Annotated in this window: 16 protein-coding genes; 3 read left to right on the forward strand and 13 right to left on the reverse strand. The window is 71.8% G+C overall.

Translation table 11 applies throughout. From position 1 onward, the window contains the following. Window positions 1-21: 21 nt before the first annotated feature. The gene (locus ACGFZL_RS19555; protein ID WP_393693192.1) at window positions 22-1746 is read right to left on the reverse strand and encodes an urease subunit alpha; all 1725 of its coding nucleotides are present in this window, start codon (window positions 1744-1746) and stop codon (window positions 22-24) included. Beyond that, the gene (gene ureA, locus ACGFZL_RS19560; protein WP_355176290.1) at window positions 1743-2474 is read right to left on the reverse strand and encodes an urease subunit gamma; all 732 of its coding nucleotides are present in this window, start codon (window positions 2472-2474) and stop codon (window positions 1743-1745) included. Before ureA ends, ACGFZL_RS19555 begins: the two co-directional genes overlap by 4 nt. A gap of 157 nt (window positions 2475-2631) precedes the next feature. Here ureA and ACGFZL_RS19565 point away from each other — a divergent pair, with 157 nt between their 5' ends. Then, window positions 2632-4065 carry a cytosine permease gene (locus tag ACGFZL_RS19565; RefSeq protein ID WP_393693194.1) on the forward strand — a complete coding sequence of 478 codons (1434 nt, stop codon included), beginning with the start codon at window positions 2632-2634 and terminating at the stop codon, window positions 4063-4065. A gap of 383 nt (window positions 4066-4448) precedes the next feature. Here the strand turns inward: ACGFZL_RS19565 and ACGFZL_RS19570 are convergent, their stop codons facing one another. The 6 genes from ACGFZL_RS19570 to ACGFZL_RS19595 form a co-directional block, all read right to left on the reverse strand. Beyond that, a complete protein-coding gene (locus tag ACGFZL_RS19570; RefSeq protein WP_393693196.1) occupies window positions 4449-5537 on the reverse strand; it encodes a branched-chain amino acid aminotransferase in 1089 nt (362 codons plus the stop codon). 255 nt (window positions 5538-5792) lie between these two features. Beyond that, window positions 5793-6845, reverse strand: coding sequence for a 3-isopropylmalate dehydrogenase (locus ACGFZL_RS19575; RefSeq protein WP_393693198.1), 1053 nt, complete (start codon window positions 6843-6845; stop codon window positions 5793-5795). Between the two features lie 76 nt (window positions 6846-6921). Beyond that, window positions 6922-7053 carry a hypothetical protein gene (locus ACGFZL_RS19580; protein ID WP_355176286.1) on the reverse strand — a complete coding sequence of 44 codons (132 nt, stop codon included), beginning with the start codon at window positions 7051-7053 and terminating at the stop codon, window positions 6922-6924. A 241-nt stretch (window positions 7054-7294) separates the two neighbouring features. Next, window positions 7295-7828, reverse strand: coding sequence for a GNAT family N-acetyltransferase (locus tag ACGFZL_RS19585; protein ID WP_393693200.1), 534 nt, complete (start codon window positions 7826-7828; stop codon window positions 7295-7297). Window positions 7829-7882: 54 nt separating this feature from the next. Then, window positions 7883-9514, reverse strand: coding sequence for an L-glutamate gamma-semialdehyde dehydrogenase (pruA, locus tag ACGFZL_RS19590; protein ID WP_393693202.1), 1632 nt, complete (start codon window positions 9512-9514; stop codon window positions 7883-7885). 183 nt (window positions 9515-9697) lie between these two features. Further along, window positions 9698-10624, reverse strand: coding sequence for a proline dehydrogenase family protein (locus ACGFZL_RS19595; RefSeq protein WP_393693204.1), 927 nt, complete (start codon window positions 10622-10624; stop codon window positions 9698-9700). A gap of 161 nt (window positions 10625-10785) precedes the next feature. Here ACGFZL_RS19595 and ACGFZL_RS19600 point away from each other — a divergent pair, with 161 nt between their 5' ends. After that, window positions 10786-11982, forward strand: coding sequence for a PucR family transcriptional regulator (locus tag ACGFZL_RS19600; protein ID WP_393693206.1), 1197 nt, complete (start codon window positions 10786-10788; stop codon window positions 11980-11982). Here ACGFZL_RS19600 and ACGFZL_RS19605 read toward each other — a convergent pair. Then, window positions 11957-12553 (reverse strand): TetR/AcrR family transcriptional regulator, encoded by a 597-nt coding sequence (locus ACGFZL_RS19605; protein ID WP_393693208.1) that lies wholly within the window; start codon window positions 12551-12553, stop codon window positions 11957-11959. The two genes, ACGFZL_RS19600 and ACGFZL_RS19605, sit on opposite strands and share 26 nt — an antisense overlap. A 97-nt stretch (window positions 12554-12650) precedes the next feature. On the opposite strand from ACGFZL_RS19605, the gene ACGFZL_RS19610 reads away from it, so the two are divergent. Further along, complete coding sequence (locus ACGFZL_RS19610; protein ID WP_393693210.1) at window positions 12651-14177, forward strand: MFS transporter; 1527 nt, start codon at window positions 12651-12653, stop codon at window positions 14175-14177. Window positions 14178-14253: 76 nt separating this feature from the next. Here ACGFZL_RS19610 and serA read toward each other — a convergent pair whose 3' ends face one another. The 4 genes from serA to ACGFZL_RS19630 form a co-directional block, all read right to left on the reverse strand. Next, entirely contained in the window at window positions 14254-15843 is a 1590-nt protein-coding gene (serA, locus tag ACGFZL_RS19615) for a phosphoglycerate dehydrogenase (protein ID WP_393693212.1), read from the reverse strand. 237 nt (window positions 15844-16080) lie between these two features. Continuing rightward, complete coding sequence (gene ilvC, locus ACGFZL_RS19620; protein ID WP_355176279.1) at window positions 16081-17079, reverse strand: ketol-acid reductoisomerase; 999 nt, start codon at window positions 17077-17079, stop codon at window positions 16081-16083. A gap of 86 nt (window positions 17080-17165) precedes the next feature. Beyond that, window positions 17166-17690, reverse strand: a complete 525-nt coding sequence (ilvN, locus tag ACGFZL_RS19625; protein WP_355176278.1) for an acetolactate synthase small subunit — start codon at window positions 17688-17690, stop codon at window positions 17166-17168. A 22-nt stretch (window positions 17691-17712) separates the two neighbouring features. Further along, complete coding sequence (locus tag ACGFZL_RS19630) at window positions 17713-19566, reverse strand: acetolactate synthase large subunit (RefSeq protein WP_393693215.1); 1854 nt, start codon at window positions 19564-19566, stop codon at window positions 17713-17715. Between the last annotated feature and the right edge of the window lie 210 nt (window positions 19567-19776).

The raw sequence follows: 19776 nt of genomic DNA on the forward strand, positions 1-19776 counted from the left end.
TAGCGAGTGGTTCGGCGGGGGTCACAGGAAGTAGAGGCGGTTCAGCGAGACCGAGTCGGCCGGTTCCGAGCGCAGCGGGTCGCCGTCGAGGGTGACCAGGCCGGTGCGCTGGTCGACGTCGACCGCGCCGACGCGGGCGTTGAGCCGCAGGTCGGCCGGGCCGATGCCCCGGGTGCCGCGCACGGCGACGCGGCGGCGCCGGGTGGGCATGGTGTCGTTGCCCTGGTCGAGCGCGGCCTGGGCGACGAAGGCGACGGAGATGTCGGCGGCCGTCGCGCCGTACGCCCCGAACTGCGGGCCCAGCACGAGGGGTTCGCAGGTGTCGGTGGCCGCGTTCGGGTCGCCGACCACGCCGTACGCCGGGAAGCCGGACTTGAGGACGAGCTGCGGCTTGGCGCCGAAGTACTCCGGGCGCCACAGCACGATGTCGGCGAGCTTGCCGGCCTCGATCGAGCCGACCTCGTGGGAGAGGCCGTGGGCGATGGCCGGGTTGATGGTCAGCTTGGCCATGTAGCGCAGGACGCGGGCGTTGTCGTCGCCGGCGCCGTCGCCCGCCAGGGGGCCCAGCTCGCCCTTCATCTTGCCGGCCATCGCGAAGGTGCGGCGCACCGTCTCGCCGGCCCGGCCCATGCCCTGGGCGTCGGAGGAGGTGATGCCGATGGCGCCCAGGTCGTGCAACACGTCCTCGGCGCCCATCGTGCCGGCGCGGATGCGGTCGCGGGCCATGGCGGCGTCGCCGGGCAGGTCGGTCTTCAGGTCGTGGACGGAGACGATCATGCCGTAGTGCTCGGCGACCGCGTCCCGGCCGAAGGGCAGGGTGGGGTTGGTGGAGGAGCCGATGACGTTGGGGACGCCGGCCATCTTCAGCACGTTGGGGACGTGTCCGCCGCCGCAGCCCTCGATGTGGAAGGCGTGGATGGTGCGGCCCTCCAGGACACGGAGGGTGTCCTCCACGGAGAGGCACTCGTTGAGGCCGTCGCTGTGCAGGGCGACCTGGACGTCGTGCTCCTCGGCGACGCGCAGGGCGGTGTCGAGGGCGCGGGTGTGGGCGCCCATGTCCTCATGGACCTTGAAGCCGCTGGCGCCGCCCTCGGCGAGGGCCTCGATGAGGGGGGCGTCGTGCGAGGACGAACCCCGGCCGAGGAAGCCGATGTTGACCGGCCAGGCGTCGAAGGCGTTGAAGGCGTGGCGCAGCGCCCAGGGCGAGTTGACGCCGACGCCCCAGACCGGGCCGAACTCCTGGCCGATGATGGTGGTGACGCCGGAGGCGAGGGACGCCTCCATGATGCGCGGGGAGAGCAGGTGGACGTGGGTGTCCACGGCCCCGGCGGTGGCGATGAGGCCCTCGCCGGACACGATGGACGTGCCGGTGCCGACGACGACGTCCACGCCGTCCAGGGTGTCGGGGTTGCCGGCCCGGCCGACGGCGTGGATGCGGCCCTCGCGGATGCCGATGGACACCTTGCGGATGCCCTGCACGGCGTCGATCACGACGACGTTGCTGATCACGACGTCGCAGGTCTCGCGCACGGCGGCGGCCTTGAGGTGCAGCCCGTCGCGGGCGGTCTTGCCGAAGCCGGCCAGGAACTCCTCGCCGTAGAGCTGGGAGTCGGACTCGACGCGGATGGTGAGCCCCGAGTCGCCGAGGCGGACCCGGTCGCCGGCGCGGGGGCCGTGGGTGGCGGCGTAGGCGTGCGGGTCGACGTGGATCGACTCGCTGATCTCGCGTCCCTTGGAGCGGCTCATCGGTCGCCTCCTTCCGTGGGGGCCGTGGGGGTGTCTTTCGGGGCCTTCGGGTCGGTGCCCAGGTAGCCGCAGGCGGCGGCCCGGCGCAGGGCCTCCTCCTTGGCGCCCGGGACGTCCAGCGGGCCATCGACCAGGCCGGCGAAGCCGATGGCGACGCGCAGGCCGCCGATGGGCACCAGGCCGACCTCGGCGCTCTCGCCGGGGCCGAAGCGCACGGAGGAGCCGGCGGGGACGGCCAGGCGCATGCCGTAGGCGCGTTCGCGGTCGAAGTCGAGGCGCGGGTTGGCCTCGAAGAAGTGGAAGTGGGAGGTGACGGAGACCGGCACGGTGGCGGTGTTGGTGACCGGCAGCCGCACCGCGGCCTCCGGCTCGGCGTGGTCGGGGCCTGGCAGTAGGGCGCCGGGTGCCGCCTCGCCGAGGGCGCCGCCCGCGATCGGGTCGGAGACGACCGCGAGCCGGGAGCCGTCGTCGAAGACCGCTTCCACGTGCACCTCGGTGACCACGTCCGCGACGCCGGGCAGCACGTCGTCCGGGCCGAGCACCGAGCGGGCCCGCTCGATGGCCTCCGCGAGGCGCGCGCCGTCCCGGGCGGCCTCGCAGACGGTGTCCGCGATGAGCGCCGTGGCCTCGGGGACGTTCAGCCTGAGGCCCCGGGAGCGGCGGGCGCGGGCCAGTTCCGCGGCTCCGAAGAGCAGCAGCCGGTCACGTTCCGTGGGGGTCAGTCTCACGTCGCGGCACCTCCTTGCCATCCGATAATTAGAACACCACTCTAAACAGACATCCGCATGCAGGGAAAGATTGACGGATGAGACGTCGCGCGTCACATTGAACGTCGCTCTAAAGCTTTGGTCCTCAGTCCCAGGCGGCCGTCGAAGGAGACCAGCCATGCCGATCGAACAGCGCGGAGTCGACACCATCCCGGAGGCCGAGCGCACCAGCGGGCCCCGGGACCTGGTGTCGATCCTGCTGGGGTCCAACCTCTGCCTGGGGGTGATCGTCTTCGGCTGGCTGCCGCCGTCCTTCGGCCTCGACTGGTGGGGCTCGGTCAGCGCGGTCCTCGCCGGCACGGTGATCGGCACCCTGTTCACCGCCCCGCTGGCGCTGATCTCGCTGCGCACCGCGACCAACCTGTCCACCTCGTCAGGCGCCCAGTTCGGGGTGCGCGGCCGCCTGGTCGGCTCGGTGGTCGGGCTGCTGCTGGCCCTCGGGTACACCGCGCTGACCGTGTGGATCGGCGGGGACGTGATGGTCGGGGCGCTGGGGCGGCTGATCGGGCTGCCGCAGGACGGGGTGGCGTACGGGGTGGTCTACGGGCTGCTGGCGGCGGCGACGGTGGCCGGCGCGGTCTACGGGTACCGGGTGCTGCTCGCGATGTCCCGGGTGCTGGCCTTCGGGATGACGGCGCTGCTGGTCCTCGGGGTGATCGCCTACGCCCCCGACTTCACCACCGCCGCGCTGCCCTCAGCGGGCGGGTATCTGCTGGGCGGCTTCTGGCCGACCTGGCTGCTGGCGGCCGTGGCTGCGGGGCTGTCCGGGCCCATCGCCTTCATCACCCTCCTCGGCGACTACACCCGCTACATCTCCCCCGCCCGCTTCGCCTCGCGCCGGGTGCTGCACGCGACCTGGCTGGGGCTGCTGCTCGGGCTGCTGGTGCCGCAGCTCTTCGGCACGTTCACGGCGTACGCGGCGCGGGGGGCGCTCGACTATGCCGGGCCGCTGGTGGCTGCCTCGCCGGGCTGGTACCTGGTGCCGCTGCTGCTCGCGGCGTCGGCGGGGTCGGTGGGGAACGCCGGGCTGATGCTGTACTCGATGGGCCTCGACCTGGACGCGATCCTGCCCCGTGCCTCGCGGGCGCGGGCCACGGTGACGGTCGCGGTCGTCGCCACGGCGTGCGTCTTCGCGGGGCACTTTGCCTGGGAGGCCCAGTCCGCGATGACGTCCTTCGTGCTGCTGCTGACGGCGATCGGGACGCCGTGGGCGGTGATCACGCTGATCGGGTTCGTGCGGTGTCGGGGGGTGTACGACGCGGACGCCCTCCAGGTGTTCAACCGGCGGGCGCGGGGCGGGGTGTACTGGTACCGGGGTGGCTGGAACGTGCCGGCGGCGGTGGCGTGGGCGGCCGGCGCGGTGACGGGGCTGCTGGCGGTGTCGCTGCCGTCGTACTCGGGCCCGCTGCTGTCCCTGACCGGGGGTGTGGATTGCAGCTTCCTGCTGTCCGGGCTGGTCGGTGGCGTGGTGTATCTGGCGCTGACGCCGGGTGGGGAGCGGGGTAGGGCCGCCGAGGTGGAGTCCAGGGCGGCCCTGCGCGTGTCCGACTAGGGCGTTCCGGGGGGCATGGCACTGGCGTGACTGCATGCCCTAGGGGCGCGGGGAACTGCGCGACCAGCCACGACGCACCCGCACCCCCGATCAATGCGCAACCCGGCACGTGGGGGGGGGCGTGGCGCAGCCCGGCGCAACGGGGTGCCGCTGCGCCCACCCGTGCCGCCCCAGCGGCACGACTGCCCGCAGCTACGCGGGCGGGGTGGGCGGGTGCGGCACGACTGCCCGCAGCGGCGCGGGTGGGTGGGCGGGTGCGGCACGACTGACCGCAGCTGGGGCGGAAGGAGTGCCGCAGCTACGGCGCAGGCGGGACTGCATGCCCTAGGGGCGCGGGGAACTGCGCGACCAGCCACGGCGCGCCCGCAGGCAACCCGCGATGCTCAGCCGATCTTGTGCATCCAGCCGTGCTGGTCCGGGGTCAGGCCGCGCTGGACGCCCAGGAGGGCCTCGCGGAGGGCCAGGGTGACCGGGCCGGGGTCACCCGTGCCGTGGGTCCAGCTGTCCGACCGGGTCTTCACGTGGCCGATCGGCGTGACGACCGCCGCCGTGCCGCAGGCGAAGACCTCCGTCAGGGCACCGGACGCCGCGTCGGCACGCCACTGGTCGAGGGTGATCGTGCCCTCCTCGGCCGTGTAACCCGCGTCCCGGGCGACCTGGAGGAGCGAGTCCCGGGTGATGCCCTCCAGGATCGAGCCGGTCAGCGACGGGGTGACGATGCGGTCGCCGTAGACGAAGGCGACGTTCATGCTGCCGCTCTCCTCGACCTTCGTGCGGGTCACCGCGTCGAGGTAGACGACCTGGTCGCAGCCGTTTGCCGCGGCCTCGGCCTGCGGGAGCAGGGAGGCCGCGTAGTTGCCGCCGGTCTTGGCGTCACCCGTGCCGCCCGGGACCGCGCGGACGTGGTCCTCGGAGACCCAGATGGTGACCGGCTTGACCCCGCCCGCGAAGTACGCGCCGGACGGGGAGGCGATCAGCATGAAGAGGTACTCGTTGGCCGGGTGGACGCCGAGCGCGGCCTCCGAGGCGAACATGAAGGGGCGCAGGTAGAGCGACGCCTCGCCGCCGTGCGCCGGCACCCAGTCCGCGTCCTGGGTGAGCAGCGCGTCCAGCGCGGAGATGAACAGCTCCTCGGGCAGCTCGGCCATGGCCATGCGGCGGGCGGAGTTGCGGAAGCGGCGGGCGTTGGCCTCGGGGCGGAAGAGCGCGATCGAGTCGTCCGGCTGGCGGTAGGCCTTCAGGCCCTCGAAGATCTCCTGGCCGTAGTGCAGGACGTGGGTGGAGGGGTCCAGGGAGATCGGGCCGTAGGGGACGAGCTGCGCGTCGTGCCAGCCGCGGCCCTCGGTCCACTTGATCGTCACCATGTGGTCGGTGAAGTGGCGGCCGAATCCCGGATTGGCCAGGATCGCCTCGCGCTCCGCGGCGGCCAGCGGATGGGCGGAGGGCTTGAGCTCGATCGTGGGCGTCGTCATGGGTGCTTGTCCTCACCAGGTTGTGTAGTGACGGGCCGCGCCGGGCGCCCGCACCGCCTGTCGCCAGTGCTAGGACGTCCGAGCTTTCCCTCATACCGCGGCTCCGCGTTCGATTATCGCGCGGACCCGGGCGGGAGGGCGGCCCAGGGTCGATGGTGGCACCCGGCGTAGACACGCGGAAGCCGCCGGGTGGGGTGACCCGGCGGCTCGCGTACGTCGTGTACGTCGTGTACGTCGTACAGAAGGTGCGCCGGGTCAGCCGGCTACTCGCGCGGCCAGCGCGTCGCCGATCCGCGCGGTGCTCCGCTCGCCGAGCGCGGCCCGCTCGGTCAGGTCGGCGGCGACGGCCGCGTCGATGCGGTCGGCCTCGCCCTCGTAGCCGAGGTGGCGCAGGAGCAGGGCGACGGACAGCACGGTGGCGGTGGGGTCGGCCTTGCCCTGGCCCGCGATGTCCGGGGCCGAGCCGTGCACCGGCTCGAACATGGACGGGAAGTCGCCGGAGGGGTTGATGTTCCCGCTGGCGGCGACCCCGATGCCGCCGGAGACGGCGGCGGCGAGGTCGGTGATGATGTCGCCGAAGAGGTTGTCGGTGACGATGACGTCGAAGCGCTCGGGCTGGGTGACGAGGTAGATCGTCGCCGCGTCGACGTGGATGTACTCGGTGGTGACCTCGGGGAACTCCTCGGCCACCTTGTTGAAGATGTTCGTCCACAGGTGGCCGGCGAAGGTCAGCACGTTGTTCTTGTGGACCAGCGTGAGCTTCTTGCGCGGGCGGGCCTGGGCGCGGGCGAAGGCGTCGCGGACGACGCGCTCCACCCCGTAGGCGGTGTTGACGGAGACCTCGGTGGCGACCTCGTGCTCCGTGCCGGTGCGGATGCTGCCGCCGTTGCCGGTGTACGGGCCCTCGGTGCCCTCGCGGACCACGACGAAGTCGATCTCCGGCTGGCCGGCCAGCGGGGTGGCGACGCCGGGCAGCAGCTTGCTGGGGCGGAGGTTGACGTGGTGGTCGAAGGCGAAGCGGAGCTTGAGCAGGAACCCGCGCTCCAGGACGCCCGAGGGCACCGACGGGTCGCCGATCGCGCCGAGCAGGATCGCGTCGTGGCCCTTGAGCGCGGCCAGGTCGGCGTCGGTGAGGGTCTCCCCGGTGGCCTGGTAGCGCCGGGCGCCGAAGTCGAACTCCTGGGTCTCCAGCTTCACGTCCTGCGGAAGCACGGCGGAGAGGACCTTGAGCCCTTCGGCCACGACCTCCCGGCCGATGCCGTCACCGGGGATCACTGCGAGATCGATGCTGCGAGAACTAGCCGACATGTGCGGCACCCTACCGCTCGTCCCAAGAGATGACACGGCCCGTCCGGCATGCGGACAGGCCGGCGGAGGGGACCGCTCAGTGCCCGGTCACGCCGCCGTTGTCCCGGCGGTCGAGGGCGCGCTGGAGGGCGGCCGCGGCGTTCTTGCGGTCGGAGTCACTGGAAGCGGAGGCGTGGCGGACTCGGCGGCGGACGGTCGTCTCGGCCATGGGGGATCGACTCCTTCGAGGCAAGCGGGGAGTACGGGCGAGGAAGTGTGCGCGACACCGGAAGGGGCGGGGAGCCATGGGCCACAGGGGTCGCCTGCGCGGAGCCCGGCTCTCGACCGCCGTTCGCTGGATCAGCGATTCGTTCGGCTCCTACCAAGCTAAGGGAGCCTCGCCCACCTGTCTGCACAATTACTTGGGCTTCCTACTATCTGAGACGGCGACGCCCGGGACCCCCCGGCCGTCAGGTCACGTCGCCGTCCCGCCAGTCGAGGACCAGCGCGGACCCGTGGTCGGGCGGCAGGTTCCGTACGAAGAAGTCGCCCTCCTCCTCGGGCAGCCGTACGACGCCGCGCTCGGGCGACAGCACGTGCACCTCGCCGCCCCAGCGCTCCCAGCCCCGGGCGGCGTAGAGCAGGGCGCCCTCGTCGCTGGCGGACAGCGCGCCCAGCTCGTAGCCGCCGTCGATGATCCGCTCCAGCTCGGCCATGACCCGCCCGCCGAGCCCGGTCCGGCGCACGTCGGCGCGCACGGCGACGGCCTCGACGTACCCGGTGCGCAGCCAGCGGCCCGCGCACCGCACCCGGCGCATGACGACGGAGCCGTGCGCGGCGAGCCCGCGGGCGTCGGAGACGAGGACGTGCGTCCCGCCGAGCCCGTGGTTCCAGTCCTCGTCGGAGAAGTCCCCGTCGAAGGCCCCGTCCAGCAGGGCGCGGACGGAGCGCAGGGCGGCCGGGTCGAGGTCGGCGGTGTGGGCTAGACGCAGGCGGCTGGTCATGATGCGAGTATCCCCGCACCGGTGGCGGCCGGTGCGGGGATACAAGGGCAGCGGTCAGCCCATGTGCGGGTAGCCGTAGTCGGTCGGGGCGACCAGGGTCTCCTTGATGGCGCGGGTCAGCGTCCAGCGCATCAGGTTCTGCGGGGCGCCGGCCTTGTCGTTGGTGCCGGAGGCCCGGCCGCCGCCGAAGGGCTGCTGGCCGACGACGGCGCCGGTCGACTTGTCGTTGATGTAGAAGTTGCCGGCCGCGTAGCGCAGCTTGTCCATGGTGTACGCGGCGGCGGCGCGGTCGCCCGCGACGACCGACCCGGTGAGCGCGTAGTCGGAGACGGACTCCATCTGGGTCAGCATCTCGTCGTACGTGTCGTCCTCGTAGACCAGGACGGCGAGGATCGGGCCGAAGTACTCGGTGCGGAAGACCTCGTTCTCCGGGTCGGTGCAGGCGATGACGGTCGGGCGGACGAAGTAGCCCACCGAGTCGTCGTAGGAGCCGCCCGCGACGATCTCGCAGGTCGGGTCCTCCTTGGCGCGGTCGATGGCGGCCTTGTTCTTGGCGAAGGACCGCTCGTCGATGACGGCGCCGACGAAGTTGGAGAGGTCGGTGACGTCGCCCATGGTGAGGTAGTCGACCTCGGCGGCGAAGTCCTCCTTGAAACCGTCGTTCCAGATCGACGCGGGGAGGTAGGCGCGCGAGGTGGCGCTGCACTTCTGGCCCTGGTACTCGAAGGCGCCGCGGGTCAGCGCGGTCTTCAGCACGGCGCGGTCGGCGCTCGGGTGGGCGACCAGGAAGTCCTTGCCGCCGGTCTCGCCGACCAGGCGCGGGTAGGTGCGGTACTTCTCGATGTTGTTGCCGACCGTCTTCCACAGGTGCTGGAAGGTCCTGGTCGAGCCGGTGAAGTGGATGCCGGCCAGGTCCCGGTGCTCGAGCGCCACCTTGGAGACCTCGATGCCGTCGCCGGTGACCAGGTTGATGACGCCCTTGGGCAGCCCGGCCTCCTCCAGGAGCTGCATCAGCAGCACGGCGGCGTGGGTCTGGGTCGGGGACGGCTTCCAGACCACCACGTTGCCCATCAGGGCCGGGGCGGTGGGCAGGTTGGCGGCGATGGCGCTGAAGTTGAACGGCGTGATCGCGTAGACGAAGCCCTCCAGCGGGCGGTGGTCCAGGCGGTTCCACACGCCCGGCGAGTTGGCCGGGGGCTGCTCGGCGAGGATGCCGCGCGCGTAGTGGACGTTGAAGCGCCAGAAGTCGACCAGCTCGCAGGGGCTGTCGATCTCGGCCTGCTGGGCCGTCTTGGACTGGCCGAGCATGGTGGAGGCGGCGATGGTCTCGCGCCAGGGCCCGGCCAGCAGCTCGGCGGCGCGCAGGATGATCGCGGCGCGGTCGTCGAAGGCCATCGCGCGCCAGGCGGGGGCGGCGGCGAGGGCCGCGTCGATCGCGTCCTGCGCGTCGGCCTGCGTGGCGTTGGCGTACGTGCCCAGGCGGGCCTTGTGGTTGTGCGGCTGCACGACGTCGAAGCGCTCGCCGCCGCCCATCCGCCGCTCGCCGCCGATGGTGCAGGTCAGGTCGAGCGGGTTGTCGGCCAGCTCCTTGAGCTTGGCCTCCAGGCGGGCGCGCTCGGGCGAACCGGGGGCGTAGCCGTGCACCGGCTCGTTGACGGGGGTGGGGACCTGGGTCACAGCGTCCATGGGATCCGTGGCTCCTTGTACGTGAGCGGGTGTGCGAGCGGTGGGGCGGGTCAGCCCTTGGTGACCATGCTGCGGACGAAGAACCGGAGGTTGGCCGGCTTCTCCGCGAGCCTGCGCATACTGTGCCTTCCCGGGGGACAACCCCCGGACCCCCGGCCGAGGCCGCGGTGCGGGCTCCTTGCATCAGCCATGGCTGACCATGCTCCTGACGAAGAACCGGAGGTTGGCCGGCTTCTCCGCGAGACGGCGCATGAAGTAGCCGTACCAGTCGGTGCCGTAGGCGGTGTACACGCGCATGCGGTGGCCCTCGCGGGCCAGGCGCAGGTGCTCCTCGCCCCGGATGCCGTACAGCATCTGGAACTCGTACTCGTCGAGCTTGCGTCCGGCGGCGGCGGCCAGCTCCTGTGCGATGGCGATCAGGCGCGGGTCGTGGGACCCGACCATCGGATAGCCCTCGCCCGCCATGAGGATCCGCAGGATGCGCACATACGCCTTGTCGATCTCGTGGCGCTGCTGGTGGGCGACCTCGGCGGGCTCCTTGTAGGCGCCCTTCACCAACCGTACGCGACTGCCGCTGTCGGCGAGGCGGCGCGCGTCGGCCTCGGTGCGGAAGAGGTAGGCCTGGATGACGCAGCCGGTCTGCGGCACGTCGCGGCGCAGCTCCTCGTGGATGGCGAACATCGAGTCCAGGGTGGTGTGGTCCTCGGCGTCCAGGGTGACGGTGGTGCCGATCTCGGCGGCGGCCTCCACGACCGGGCGGACGTTCTTGAGGGCCAGCTCGTGGCCGCCGTCCAGGGCCTGGCCGAACATGGAGAGCTTCACGGACATCTCGGCGCGGGTGCCGAGGTCCAGCGGCTTGAGCCGGTCGATCAGCTCCAGGTAGGCGTCGCGGGCGGCCTCGGCCTGCGCGGGGGTGGTGATGTCCTCGCCGACGACGTCCATCGTCAGTTCCAGGCCCTGGTCGGTGAGGCCCTGGATGATCGGCAGCACCTCGTCCACGCCCTCGCCGGGGATGAAGCGGTCGACGACCTGCTTGGTCATCGGCGCGGCGGAGACCAGCCGGCGCATCCGGTCGCTGCGCGAGGCGGCGAGAATCACGGGACCCAGCACGGGGCACCTCCACTTACAGGACGACTGGAACGGCACGGGCAACCAGCCTGCAATCTAGGGACGCCCCCCGATCGTCGGCCATCGACAGCTGTCACGCATCCGTGCCGCAGATCTCAGACATGTGTATGAAGAGCGCACCGGGATGCGGCAGAATTGTCCGGGTGACGTCCGATTCCAGGGGTGAGTACCAGGAGCTGGTGGACGAGGTCTCGGAGCTGCTCGGCGCCCCGGCGACGCTGGAGAACCGCGAGTTCGAGCTGATCGCCTTCGGCGCCTACGACAGCGAGGGCGACCTGGACCCCACCGCCCTGGACCCCGTGCGCACCCGCTCGATCCTGACCCGGCGCTCGACGGCGGCCGTGCGGTCCTGGTTCGAGTCCTTCGGCATCACCCGCGCCACCGGGCCCGTGCACGTCCCGGCGGCCACCGAGGCGGGCGTGTACCGGGGGCGGACCTGCCTGCCGGTGCGCCACCGGGGCGTGGTGCTCGGCTACGTCTGGCTGCTGGACACCGACCCGGGGCCGACCGAGCCGCAGCTCGCGGCGGCGATGGAGGTCACCGCGCGGATCGGGGCGCTGCTCGCCGACGAGGCGCAGCACGGCGCCGACCTGAGCCGGGAGCTGCGCGCGGTGCTCACCGCCGAGCGGGACTGGCAGCGGGACATGGCGGTGGCCGAGCTGCGCACCGCGCTCGGCGCCCGCGGCGACGGGCCGCACACGGTGGTGTGCGTCGCGCCCTGGCCGGCCACGGGCCCGGACGACGCCCCGTCCGTCCGTACGGTGCCGGGGGCGACCGCCCTGTGCCTGCTGCCCTGGGAATCGGGCACGCCCCGGCCCTGGACGCTGGCCCTGCTGGTCCGCCTGCGCTCGGCGGGCGTCCTCACCCCGGCGACGACGGCGGCGGCGCGGCTCCTGGAGCGGCTGCGCGGCGAGGCCGGGGGCGGGGTGGCGGCCGGGATCTCCGCGCCGCGGACCGGCCTCGCCGAGCTGGGGGACGCCTGGCGCGAGGCGACGGCCGCGGCCCGGGCCGCCCGCGGCGAGGGGCGGTTCGGGCCGGTGGCCGAGTGGTCCGGCATCGGGCCGTTCCGCCTGCTGACCGCGCTGCCCCCCGACGCCGCCGGCGACCCGGCCGTACGGGCGCTGCTCGAACCCGCCCACCGCGAGCTGGCCCGCACCGCCGAGGTCTACCTGGACCGCGCGGGCCAGGCCGCCCGGGCCGCCGCCGAGCTGGGCATCCACCGCCAGACGCTCTACTACCGGCTCTCCCGCATCGAGCAGCTCACCGGCCTGGACCTGGACGACGGCGAGGACCGGCTGCTGCTGCACATGGCGCTCAAGCGGGCCCGTCTGTCGCCCTGATCCCCTCGACCACCTGGCGCAGGCCCTCGGTGAGCTGGGCGGCCTCGGTGGCGGTCTTCGGGTCGAAGGTCCACTGGGCCATGAGACCCATCATGAGGGTGGTGTAGAAGGCGCCGAGGGTGTCCACCGACTCCTCCGTGACCTCCTCCTCGGGCACCCCGGTCATCAGGGACACGAACCCGCGCGAACCCTCCCGCTGGGCCTTCGCGAGGTGGTCGCGCACCTCCGGGAGCAGATCGCCCATGGCGACGATCTCCATGCTCAGCCGCCACAGCGAGTCCGGCCCCCGCATCGTGCCGATGACGCTCCCCCACACCTCACCGAACCGCTCCAGGGAGCCCGGCGCACCGCGCAGTTCCTTGGCCGGCTCGCCGAGCGGCTCGTCGAAGACGTTCTCGATCAGCGCCACGTACGCCTGCGCCAGCAGAGCGTCCTTGGAGCCGTAGTGGTAGCCGATCGACGCCAGGTTGGTGCCCGACTCCTTGACGATCTCCCGCGCGGTGGTGCGCACGAACCCCTTCGCCAGCAGGCAGCGCTTGGCGCCTTCGAGCAGATCCTCACGATGTCCCATGCCGTTCAGCGTACTCCGCGATCCATACGGTCGTCCCATACGCATGACTTACACGCGCGTACTAGACAGGCGTTTAATACGTGCGTACATTCCTCGCATGGCGAACCTGACGAGCACCACCCCGACCGCTCCCCCACCCCCGACCGCCCGCGCCGGACGCCGCGAGTGGACCGCGATGGGCGTGCTGATGCTCCCGCTGCTGCTGGTCTCGATGGACGTCTCCGTCCTCTACTTCGCGGCCCCCGCGATCAGCGCCGACCTCCGCCCGAGCGGCACCCAGCAGCTGTGGATCTTCGACATCTACGGCTTCGTCCTGGCCGGCCTGCTGATGACGATGGGCGCGCTCGGCGACCGGATCGGGCGCCGCAAGCTGCTCCTGATGGGCGCCACCGCCTTCGGCGCCGCCTCGGTCCTCGCCGCCTACGCGAACAGCGCCGAGACCCTCATCGCGGCCCGCGCGATCCTCGGCATCGGCGGCGCCACCCTGATGCCGTCGACCATGGCCCTGCTGCGCACGATGTTCACCGACCCGGGGCAGCGCGCGAAGGCCATCGGGCTCTGGTCCGGCGTGATGACCGGCGGCATCGCGCTCGGCTCGGTGATGAGCGGCGTGCTGGTCGAGCACTTCTGGTGGGGTTCGGTCTTCCTGGTCAACCTGCCGGCGATGCTGCTCCTGCTGGTGTGCGGCCCGTGGCTGCTGCCGGAGTCGAAGAGCGCGCACCCGGGCCGCTTCGACTGGCGATCCGTCCCGCTGTCCATGGCCGCCGTGCTGCCGGTCGTCTACGGCCTGAAGGAGATCCCCTCCGAGGGCTGGCACCCGCTGTACGTCGTCTCGGTGACGGTCGGTCTGCTCTTCGGCGCCCTCTTCGTGCACCGGCAGCGCACCGGCGCCGCCCCGATGATCCCGCCGGCCCTGCTGCGGGGGCACGGCTTCACGCCGGCGCTCGTGCTCAACCTGGTCTGTTCGTTCGCCATGCTGGGCTCGGCCATCTTCACCACCCAGTACCTGCAGTCGGTGCTCGGCAAGGCGCCGCTGGAGGCCGCGCTGTGGAGCCTGCTGCCGTCGGTGCTGATCGGCGTGGCCGCCCCGGTGACCGGGGTGATCGTGGCGCGGGGCGCCCACCGCGGGTACGTCGTCGCCGCCGGGTTCGCGATCTCCGCCGCCGGCTACGCGATGCTGATCCTCACCGGCACCGACGCGCTGTGGCTCGCGCTGGCCGCGGCCGGGGTGCTGGCCGCCGGAGCGGTGGTGGTGATCTCCCAGCTGACCGACCTGGCCATGACGAGCGCGCCGGTGGAGCGGGCCGGGACGGCCTCCTCGCTCCTGGAGACCAGCGCCGAGTTCGGCGGGGCGCTCGGCATGGCGGTCCTCGGCTCCATCGGCACCGCCGTCTACCGGCACGGCATGCCGGCCGGCGCGCCGGCCGAGGCCCGCGAGACGCTGGGCGGGGCGCTGGAGAGCGCGGCCCGGCTGCCCGGCGGCACCGGGAACGAACTGCTGGACGCGGCACGGGAGGCGTTCACCGGCGGGATGCACGCGGCGGCGATCGCGGGCACGGTGATCCTGCTGCTGGCCGCGCTGGGCGCCGGGGTGGCGCTGCGCCGGGTCGGGGCGACGGAGTAGGGCCCTCGGACACGCGGAACGCCGGCCGGTCCGAGGGTGTCCTCGGGCCGGCCGGCGTTCGCGTTGCCGAACCGGGTCAGACCAGGTTGACCGACCGCGCCGACGTGGCGCCGATCTCGGCGGCTACCTCGGCGACGACGTTGGTCGGCACGGTGTCGTCCACCGTGAGCACCGCGAGGGCCTCGCCGCCGACCGTGGCGCGGGCGACCTGCATGCCGGCGATGTTGATGCCGGCCTCGCCGATGACGCGGCCGACGGTGCCGACGACGCCGGGGCGGTCCTCGTAGCGCAGGACCAGCATGTGGTCGGCGAGGGCCAGGTCCACGTCGTACTCGCCGACGGCGACCAGCTTCTGGAGGTGCTTGGGGCCTGCCAGGGTGCCGGAGACGGAGACCTCCTGGCCGTCGGCGAGGGTGCCGCGGACCGTGACCACGTTGCGGTGCTCGGGCGACTCCGAGCTGGTGGTCAGCCGCACCTCGACGCCGCGCTCCTGCGCGAACAGCGGGGCGTTGACGTAGGAGACGGTCTCGGCGACCACGTCCTCGAAGACGCCCTTGAGGGCGGACAGCTCCAGGACCTTCACGTCGTGCTGGGTGATCTCGCCGTACACCTCGACATCCAGGCGGACGGCGACCTCGCCGGCCAGCGCGGTGAAGATGCGGCCGAGGCGCTCGGCGAGGGGCAGGCCGGGCTTGACGTCCTCGGCGATCACGCCGCCCTGGACGTTCACCGCGTCCGGGACCAGCTCGCCGGCGAGCGCGAGGCGGACCGACTTGGCGACGGCGATGCCGGCCTTCTCCTGGGCCTCGTCGGTGGAGGCGCCCAGGTGCGGGGTGGCGACGACCTGGTCGAACTCGAAGAGCGGGGAGTCGGTGCACGGCTCCTTGGCGTACACATCCAGCCCGGCGCCGGCGACGCGGCCCTCCTTGAGCGCCGAGTACAGCGCCTCCTCGTCGACGATGCCGCCGCGCGCGGCGTTGACGATGCGCACGCTGGGCTTGACCTTGCGCAGCGCCTCGTCGCCGATGAGGCCGAGGGTCTCGGGGGTCTTGGGGAGGTGGACGGTGATGAAGTCGGAGACCTCGAGCAGTTCGTCCAGGGTCAGCACCTTCACGCCCATCTGCGCGGCCCGGGCGGGCTGTACATAGGGGTCGTAGGCGACGACCTTCATGCCGAAGGCGGACATGCGCTGCGCGACGAGGGCGCCGATGCGGCCGAGGCCGACCACGCCGAGGGTCTTCTCGGCCAGCTCGACGCCGGTGTACTTGCTGCGCTTCCACTCGCCGTTCTTCAGCGCGGCGTTGGCCTGCGGGATGTTGCGCGCGGTGGCGATCAGCAGGCCGCAGGCCAGCTCGGCGGCGGTGACGATGTTGGAGGTCGGGGCGTTGACGACCATCACGCCGGCCTTGGTGGCGGCGGAGACGTCCACGTTGTCCAGGCCGACGCCGGCTCGTGCGACGACCTTCAGCCTGCGGGCCGCGGCGATGGCCTCGGCGTCCACCTTGGTGGCGGAGCGGACCAGGATCGCGTCGACGTCGGCGATGGCGGGGAGCAGTTCGGCGCGGTCCGCGCCGTTGCACTGCCGGATCTCGAAGTCCGGGCCGAGCGCGTCGACGGTGGCGGGCGACAGCTCTTCAGCAATGAGTACGACAGGTTTCGAGCTCACGTGAGTCCTCACAGGTGCGATGCGGACGGCCGTCCCGACGGCCGCAGGCGGTGGAGGGGCTAGCCGCGGAAGACGCACGACGCTGTGGGCCTGACGCGTGTTGTGCAGCAGTCTAGTGGCGCGGTGGGGCACGTCATGCGCCTGAGCGGAAGGATCACCCGTCCGTGGCTGGACGGTATGGACAACCTGTGGACGACGGGGGCCGGGGCGATCACGCCCCGGCCCCCGTCGAGCGGCTCACGCCTCTTCGTCGACCCAGCTCATCAGCTTGCGCAGCTTCTTGCCGGTGGTCTCCAGGAGGTGCTCGGAGTCCTGCTGCTTGTACTCGTTGTACTTCTTCAGACCGCCGTGGTACTCGTCCATCCAGTTCTTGGCGAAGGTGCCGTCCTGGATCTCGGCGAGGACCTTCTTCATCTCGGCCTTGGTGGCGTCGGTGATGATCCGCGGGCCGGTGACGTAGTCGCCCCACTCGGCGGTCTCGGAGATCGACCAGCGCATCTTCTCCAGGCCGCCCTCGTACATGAGGTCCACGATGAGCTTCAGCTCGTGCAGGCACTCGAAGTAGGCGATCTCCGGCTGGTAGCCGGCCTCGGTCAGGGTCTCGAAGCCCGCCTTGACCAGCGCGGCGGTGCCGCCGCAGAGCACGGCCTGCTCGCCGAAGAGGTCGGTCTCGGTCTCCTCGGTGAAGGTCGTCTTGATGACGCCGGCCCGGGTGCCGCCGATGCCCTTGGCGTAGGACAGGGCGAGCGCGAAGGCGTTGCCGCTGGCGTCCTGCTCGACGGCCGCGATGCACGGGACGCCGCGGCCCTCCTCGTACTGGCGGCGCACCAGGTGGCCCGGGCCCTTGGGGGCGACCATGCAGACGTCGACGCCGGCCGGGGGCTTGATGAAGCCGTAGCGGATGTTGAGGCCGTGGCCGAAGAACAGCGCGTCGCCGTCCTTCAGGTTGCCGGCGATGTGCTCCTCGTAGACCTGGGCCTGGAGGGGGTCCGGGACGAGGATCATGATGACGTCGGCCTCGGCGGCGGCCTCCGAGGGGGTGACCACGCGCAGGCCCTGCTCCTCGGCCTTGGCCTTGGACTTGGAGCCCTCGTGCAGGCCGACGCGGACGTCGACACCGGAGTCGCGCAGCGACAGGGCGTGGGCGTGGCCCTGGCTGCCGTAGCCGATGACCGCGACCTTGCGGCCCTGGATGATGGACAGGTCGGCGTCGGCGTCGTAGAACAGCTCGGCCACTTCGGTTCTCCTTGTGTGCTGGTGTCGCGTCCCACCGTATGCCGGTGGGGGGAGGGGAGGTTCGGGGGTCTCGGAATGCGGGCGGGTCAGGCGGAGCGGTCCAGGGCGCGCAGCGAGCGGTCGGTGATCGAGCGGGCGCCGCGCCCTATGGCGATGGTGCCGGACTGCACCAGCTCCTTGATGCCGTACGGCTCCAGCATCTTGAGCATCGCGGTGAGCTTCTCGCCGCTGCCGGTGGCCTCGATGGTGACGGCGTCCGGGGAGACGTCGACGGTCTTGGCGCGGAAGAGCTGGACGATCTCGACGATCTGCGAGCGCGTCTCGTTGTCGGCGCGCACCTTCACCAGGACGAGTTCGCGCTGGACCGCCTGGGAGGGCTCGAGCTCCACGATCTTGAGCACGTTGACCAGCTTGTTGAGCTGCTTGGTCACCTGCTCCAGCGGGAACTCCTCGACGCTCACGACGATGGTGATGCGGGAGATGTCGGGGTGCTCGGTGACGCCGACCGCGAGGGAGTCGATGTTGAAGCCGCGGCGGGAGAACAGGGCGGCGATCCGGGCGAGGATGCCTGGGGTGTTCTCCACCAGGACGGAGAGCGTGTGCTTGGACATGATCTCGAAGGCTCTCTCTCGCTCAGTCGTCTTCGCTGTCGCCGAAGTCGGGGCGGACGTCCCGGGCGGCCAGGATCTCGTCGTTGGAGGTGCCAGCGGCGACCATCGGCCAGACCATCGCGTCCTCGTGGACGATGAAGTCGATGACGACCGGGCGGTCGTTGACCGCGTTCGCCTCCTCGATGACCTTGTCGAGGTCGGCGGGGTCCTCGCAGCGGATCGCGTAGCAGCCCATGGCCTCCGACAGCTTGACGAAGTCGGGGACGCGGGTGCCGGCGCTGGGCTGCTTGCCGTCGGCCTCGGGGCCGCTGTGCAGCACGGTGTTGGAGTAGCGCTGGTTGTAGAAGAGGGTCTGCCACTGGCGGACCATCCCGAGGGCGCCGTTGTTGATGATGGCGACCTTGATGGGGATGTTGTTCAGGGCGCAGGTGGTCAGTTCCTGGTTGGTCATCTGGAAGCAGCCGTCGCCGTCGATGGCCCACACCGCGCGCTCGGGCATGCCGGCCTTGGCGCCCATGGCGGCCGGCACCGCGTAGCCCATGGTTCCGGCGCCGCCGGAGTTGAGCCAGGTGGCGGGCTTCTCGTACTGCACGAAGTGCGCGGCCCACATCTGGTGCTGGCCGACGCCGGCGGCGAAGATCGTGCCCTCCGGCGCGAGTTGGCCGATGCGCTCGATGACCTGCTGCGGGGCGAGCGAGCCGTCGGACGGCTGCTCGTAGCCGAGCGGGTAGGTGTCGCGCCAGCGGGAGAGGTCCCGCCACCAGGCGGTGTAGTCGCCGCGTCGGCCCTCCTCGTACTCCTTCTGGACGGCCTGGACGAGGTCGGCGACGACCTCGCGGGCGTCGCCGACGATCGGCACGTCGGCGGCGCGGTTCTTGCCGATCTCCGCCGGGTCGATGTCGGCGTGCACGATCTTGGCGAACGGGGCGAAGCTGTCCAGCTTGCCGGTGACCCGGTCGTCGAAGCGGGCGCCGAGGGCGACGATCAGGTCGGCCTTCTGCAGCGCGGTGACGGCGGTGACCGCACCGTGCATGCCCGGCATTCCCACGTGCAGCGGGTGGCTGTCGGGGAATGCGCCGAGCGCCATCAGGGTGGTGGTGACGGGCGCTCCGGTGAGTTCGGCGAGGACCTTCAGCTCGGCGGTGGCCTGCGCCTTGAGGACGCCGCCGCCGACGTAGAGGACGGGGCGCTTGGCCGCGGTGATCAGCTTGGCGGCCTCGCGGATCTGCTTGGCGTGCGGCTTGGTGACCGGGCGGTAGCCGGGCAGGTCCATGACCGGGGGCCAGGAGAAGGTCGTCTGCGCCTGCAGCACGTCCTTCGGGATGTCGACGAGGACCGGGCCGGGGCGGCCGGTCGAGGCGATGTGGAACGCCTGCGCGATCGTCTTCGGGATGTCCTCGGCCTTGGTGACCAGGAAGCTGTGCTTGGTGATCGGCATCGAGATGCCGACGATGTCCGCCTCCTGGAAGGCGTCCGTGCCGATGGCCTTGGTGACGACCTGGCCGGTGATGGCGACCAGCGGCACCGAGTCCATGTTGGCGTCGGCGATCGGGGTGACCAGGTTGGTGGCGCCCGGTCCCGAGGTCGCCATGCAGACGCCGACCTTGCCGGTCGCCTGCGCGTAGCCGGTGGCCGCGTGGCCGGCTCCCTGCTCGTGGCGGACGAGCACGTGGCGCACCCGGCTGGAGTCCATCATCGGGTCGTACGCGGGGAGGATCGTGCCCCCGGGAATGCCGAATACGGTGTCGACCCCGACCTCCTCGAGCGAGCGGATGAGGGACTTGGCGCCCGTGACGTGCTCGGGGACGGGCTGTCCTCCGGATCGGGGCCGCGGCTGCGGCATGGGGGCCCCGGTGGCCTGCTCGGTCATCGGCATTCTCTTCTCGATGCTGAGGGTTTTTGCGAGGTTTCGGGCGGTGCATGGGGGTCGCTCAGGGGGTGCCTGTGCAACAAAAAACCCCTCGTGCCGGTAGGCAAGCGAGGGGAGCGCGTCGGAGGTGGGTCGCCGGTCTCCGGGGGTGGGCCCGGAGGTCACCGGCTTCAGCCGACGCGCTGTCCAAGTACGAGAATTCGGGTGCGCATGGCA

It is taken from the genome of Streptomyces sp. NPDC048182 (assembly GCF_043202555.1).
In the GTDB taxonomy this organism is placed as follows: Bacteria; Actinomycetota; Actinomycetes; order Streptomycetales; family Streptomycetaceae; genus Streptomyces.

What these genes read in the sequence shown, in the direction of transcription:
- ACGFZL_RS19610 (WP_393693210.1), top strand. Translation starts at nt 12,651, where the DNA reads ATGGCGAACCTGACGAGCACCACCCCGACCGCTCCCCCACCCCCGACC.
- ACGFZL_RS19605 (WP_393693208.1), bottom strand. Translation starts at nt 12,553, where the DNA reads ATGGGACATCGTGAGGATCTGCTCGAAGGCGCCAAGCGCTGCCTGCTG.
- ACGFZL_RS19570 (WP_393693196.1), bottom strand. Translation starts at nt 5,537, where the DNA reads ATGACGACGCCCACGATCGAGCTCAAGCCCTCCGCCCATCCGCTGGCC.
- ACGFZL_RS19555 (WP_393693192.1), bottom strand. Translation starts at nt 1,746, where the DNA reads ATGAGCCGCTCCAAGGGACGCGAGATCAGCGAGTCGATCCACGTCGAC.
- ACGFZL_RS19585 (WP_393693200.1), bottom strand. Translation starts at nt 7,828, where the DNA reads ATGACCAGCCGCCTGCGTCTAGCCCACACCGCCGACCTCGACCCGGCC.
- ACGFZL_RS19575 (WP_393693198.1), bottom strand. Translation starts at nt 6,845, where the DNA reads ATGTCGGCTAGTTCTCGCAGCATCGATCTCGCAGTGATCCCCGGTGAC.
- pruA (WP_393693202.1), bottom strand. Translation starts at nt 9,514, where the DNA reads ATGGACGCTGTGACCCAGGTCCCCACCCCCGTCAACGAGCCGGTGCAC.
- ilvN (WP_355176278.1), bottom strand. Translation starts at nt 17,690, where the DNA reads ATGTCCAAGCACACGCTCTCCGTCCTGGTGGAGAACACCCCAGGCATC.
- ACGFZL_RS19630 (WP_393693215.1), bottom strand. Translation starts at nt 19,566, where the DNA reads ATGCCGATGACCGAGCAGGCCACCGGGGCCCCCATGCCGCAGCCGCGG.
- ACGFZL_RS19580 (WP_355176286.1), bottom strand. Translation starts at nt 7,053, where the DNA reads ATGGCCGAGACGACCGTCCGCCGCCGAGTCCGCCACGCCTCCGCTTCC.
- ACGFZL_RS19565 (WP_393693194.1), top strand. Translation starts at nt 2,632, where the DNA reads ATGCCGATCGAACAGCGCGGAGTCGACACCATCCCGGAGGCCGAGCGC.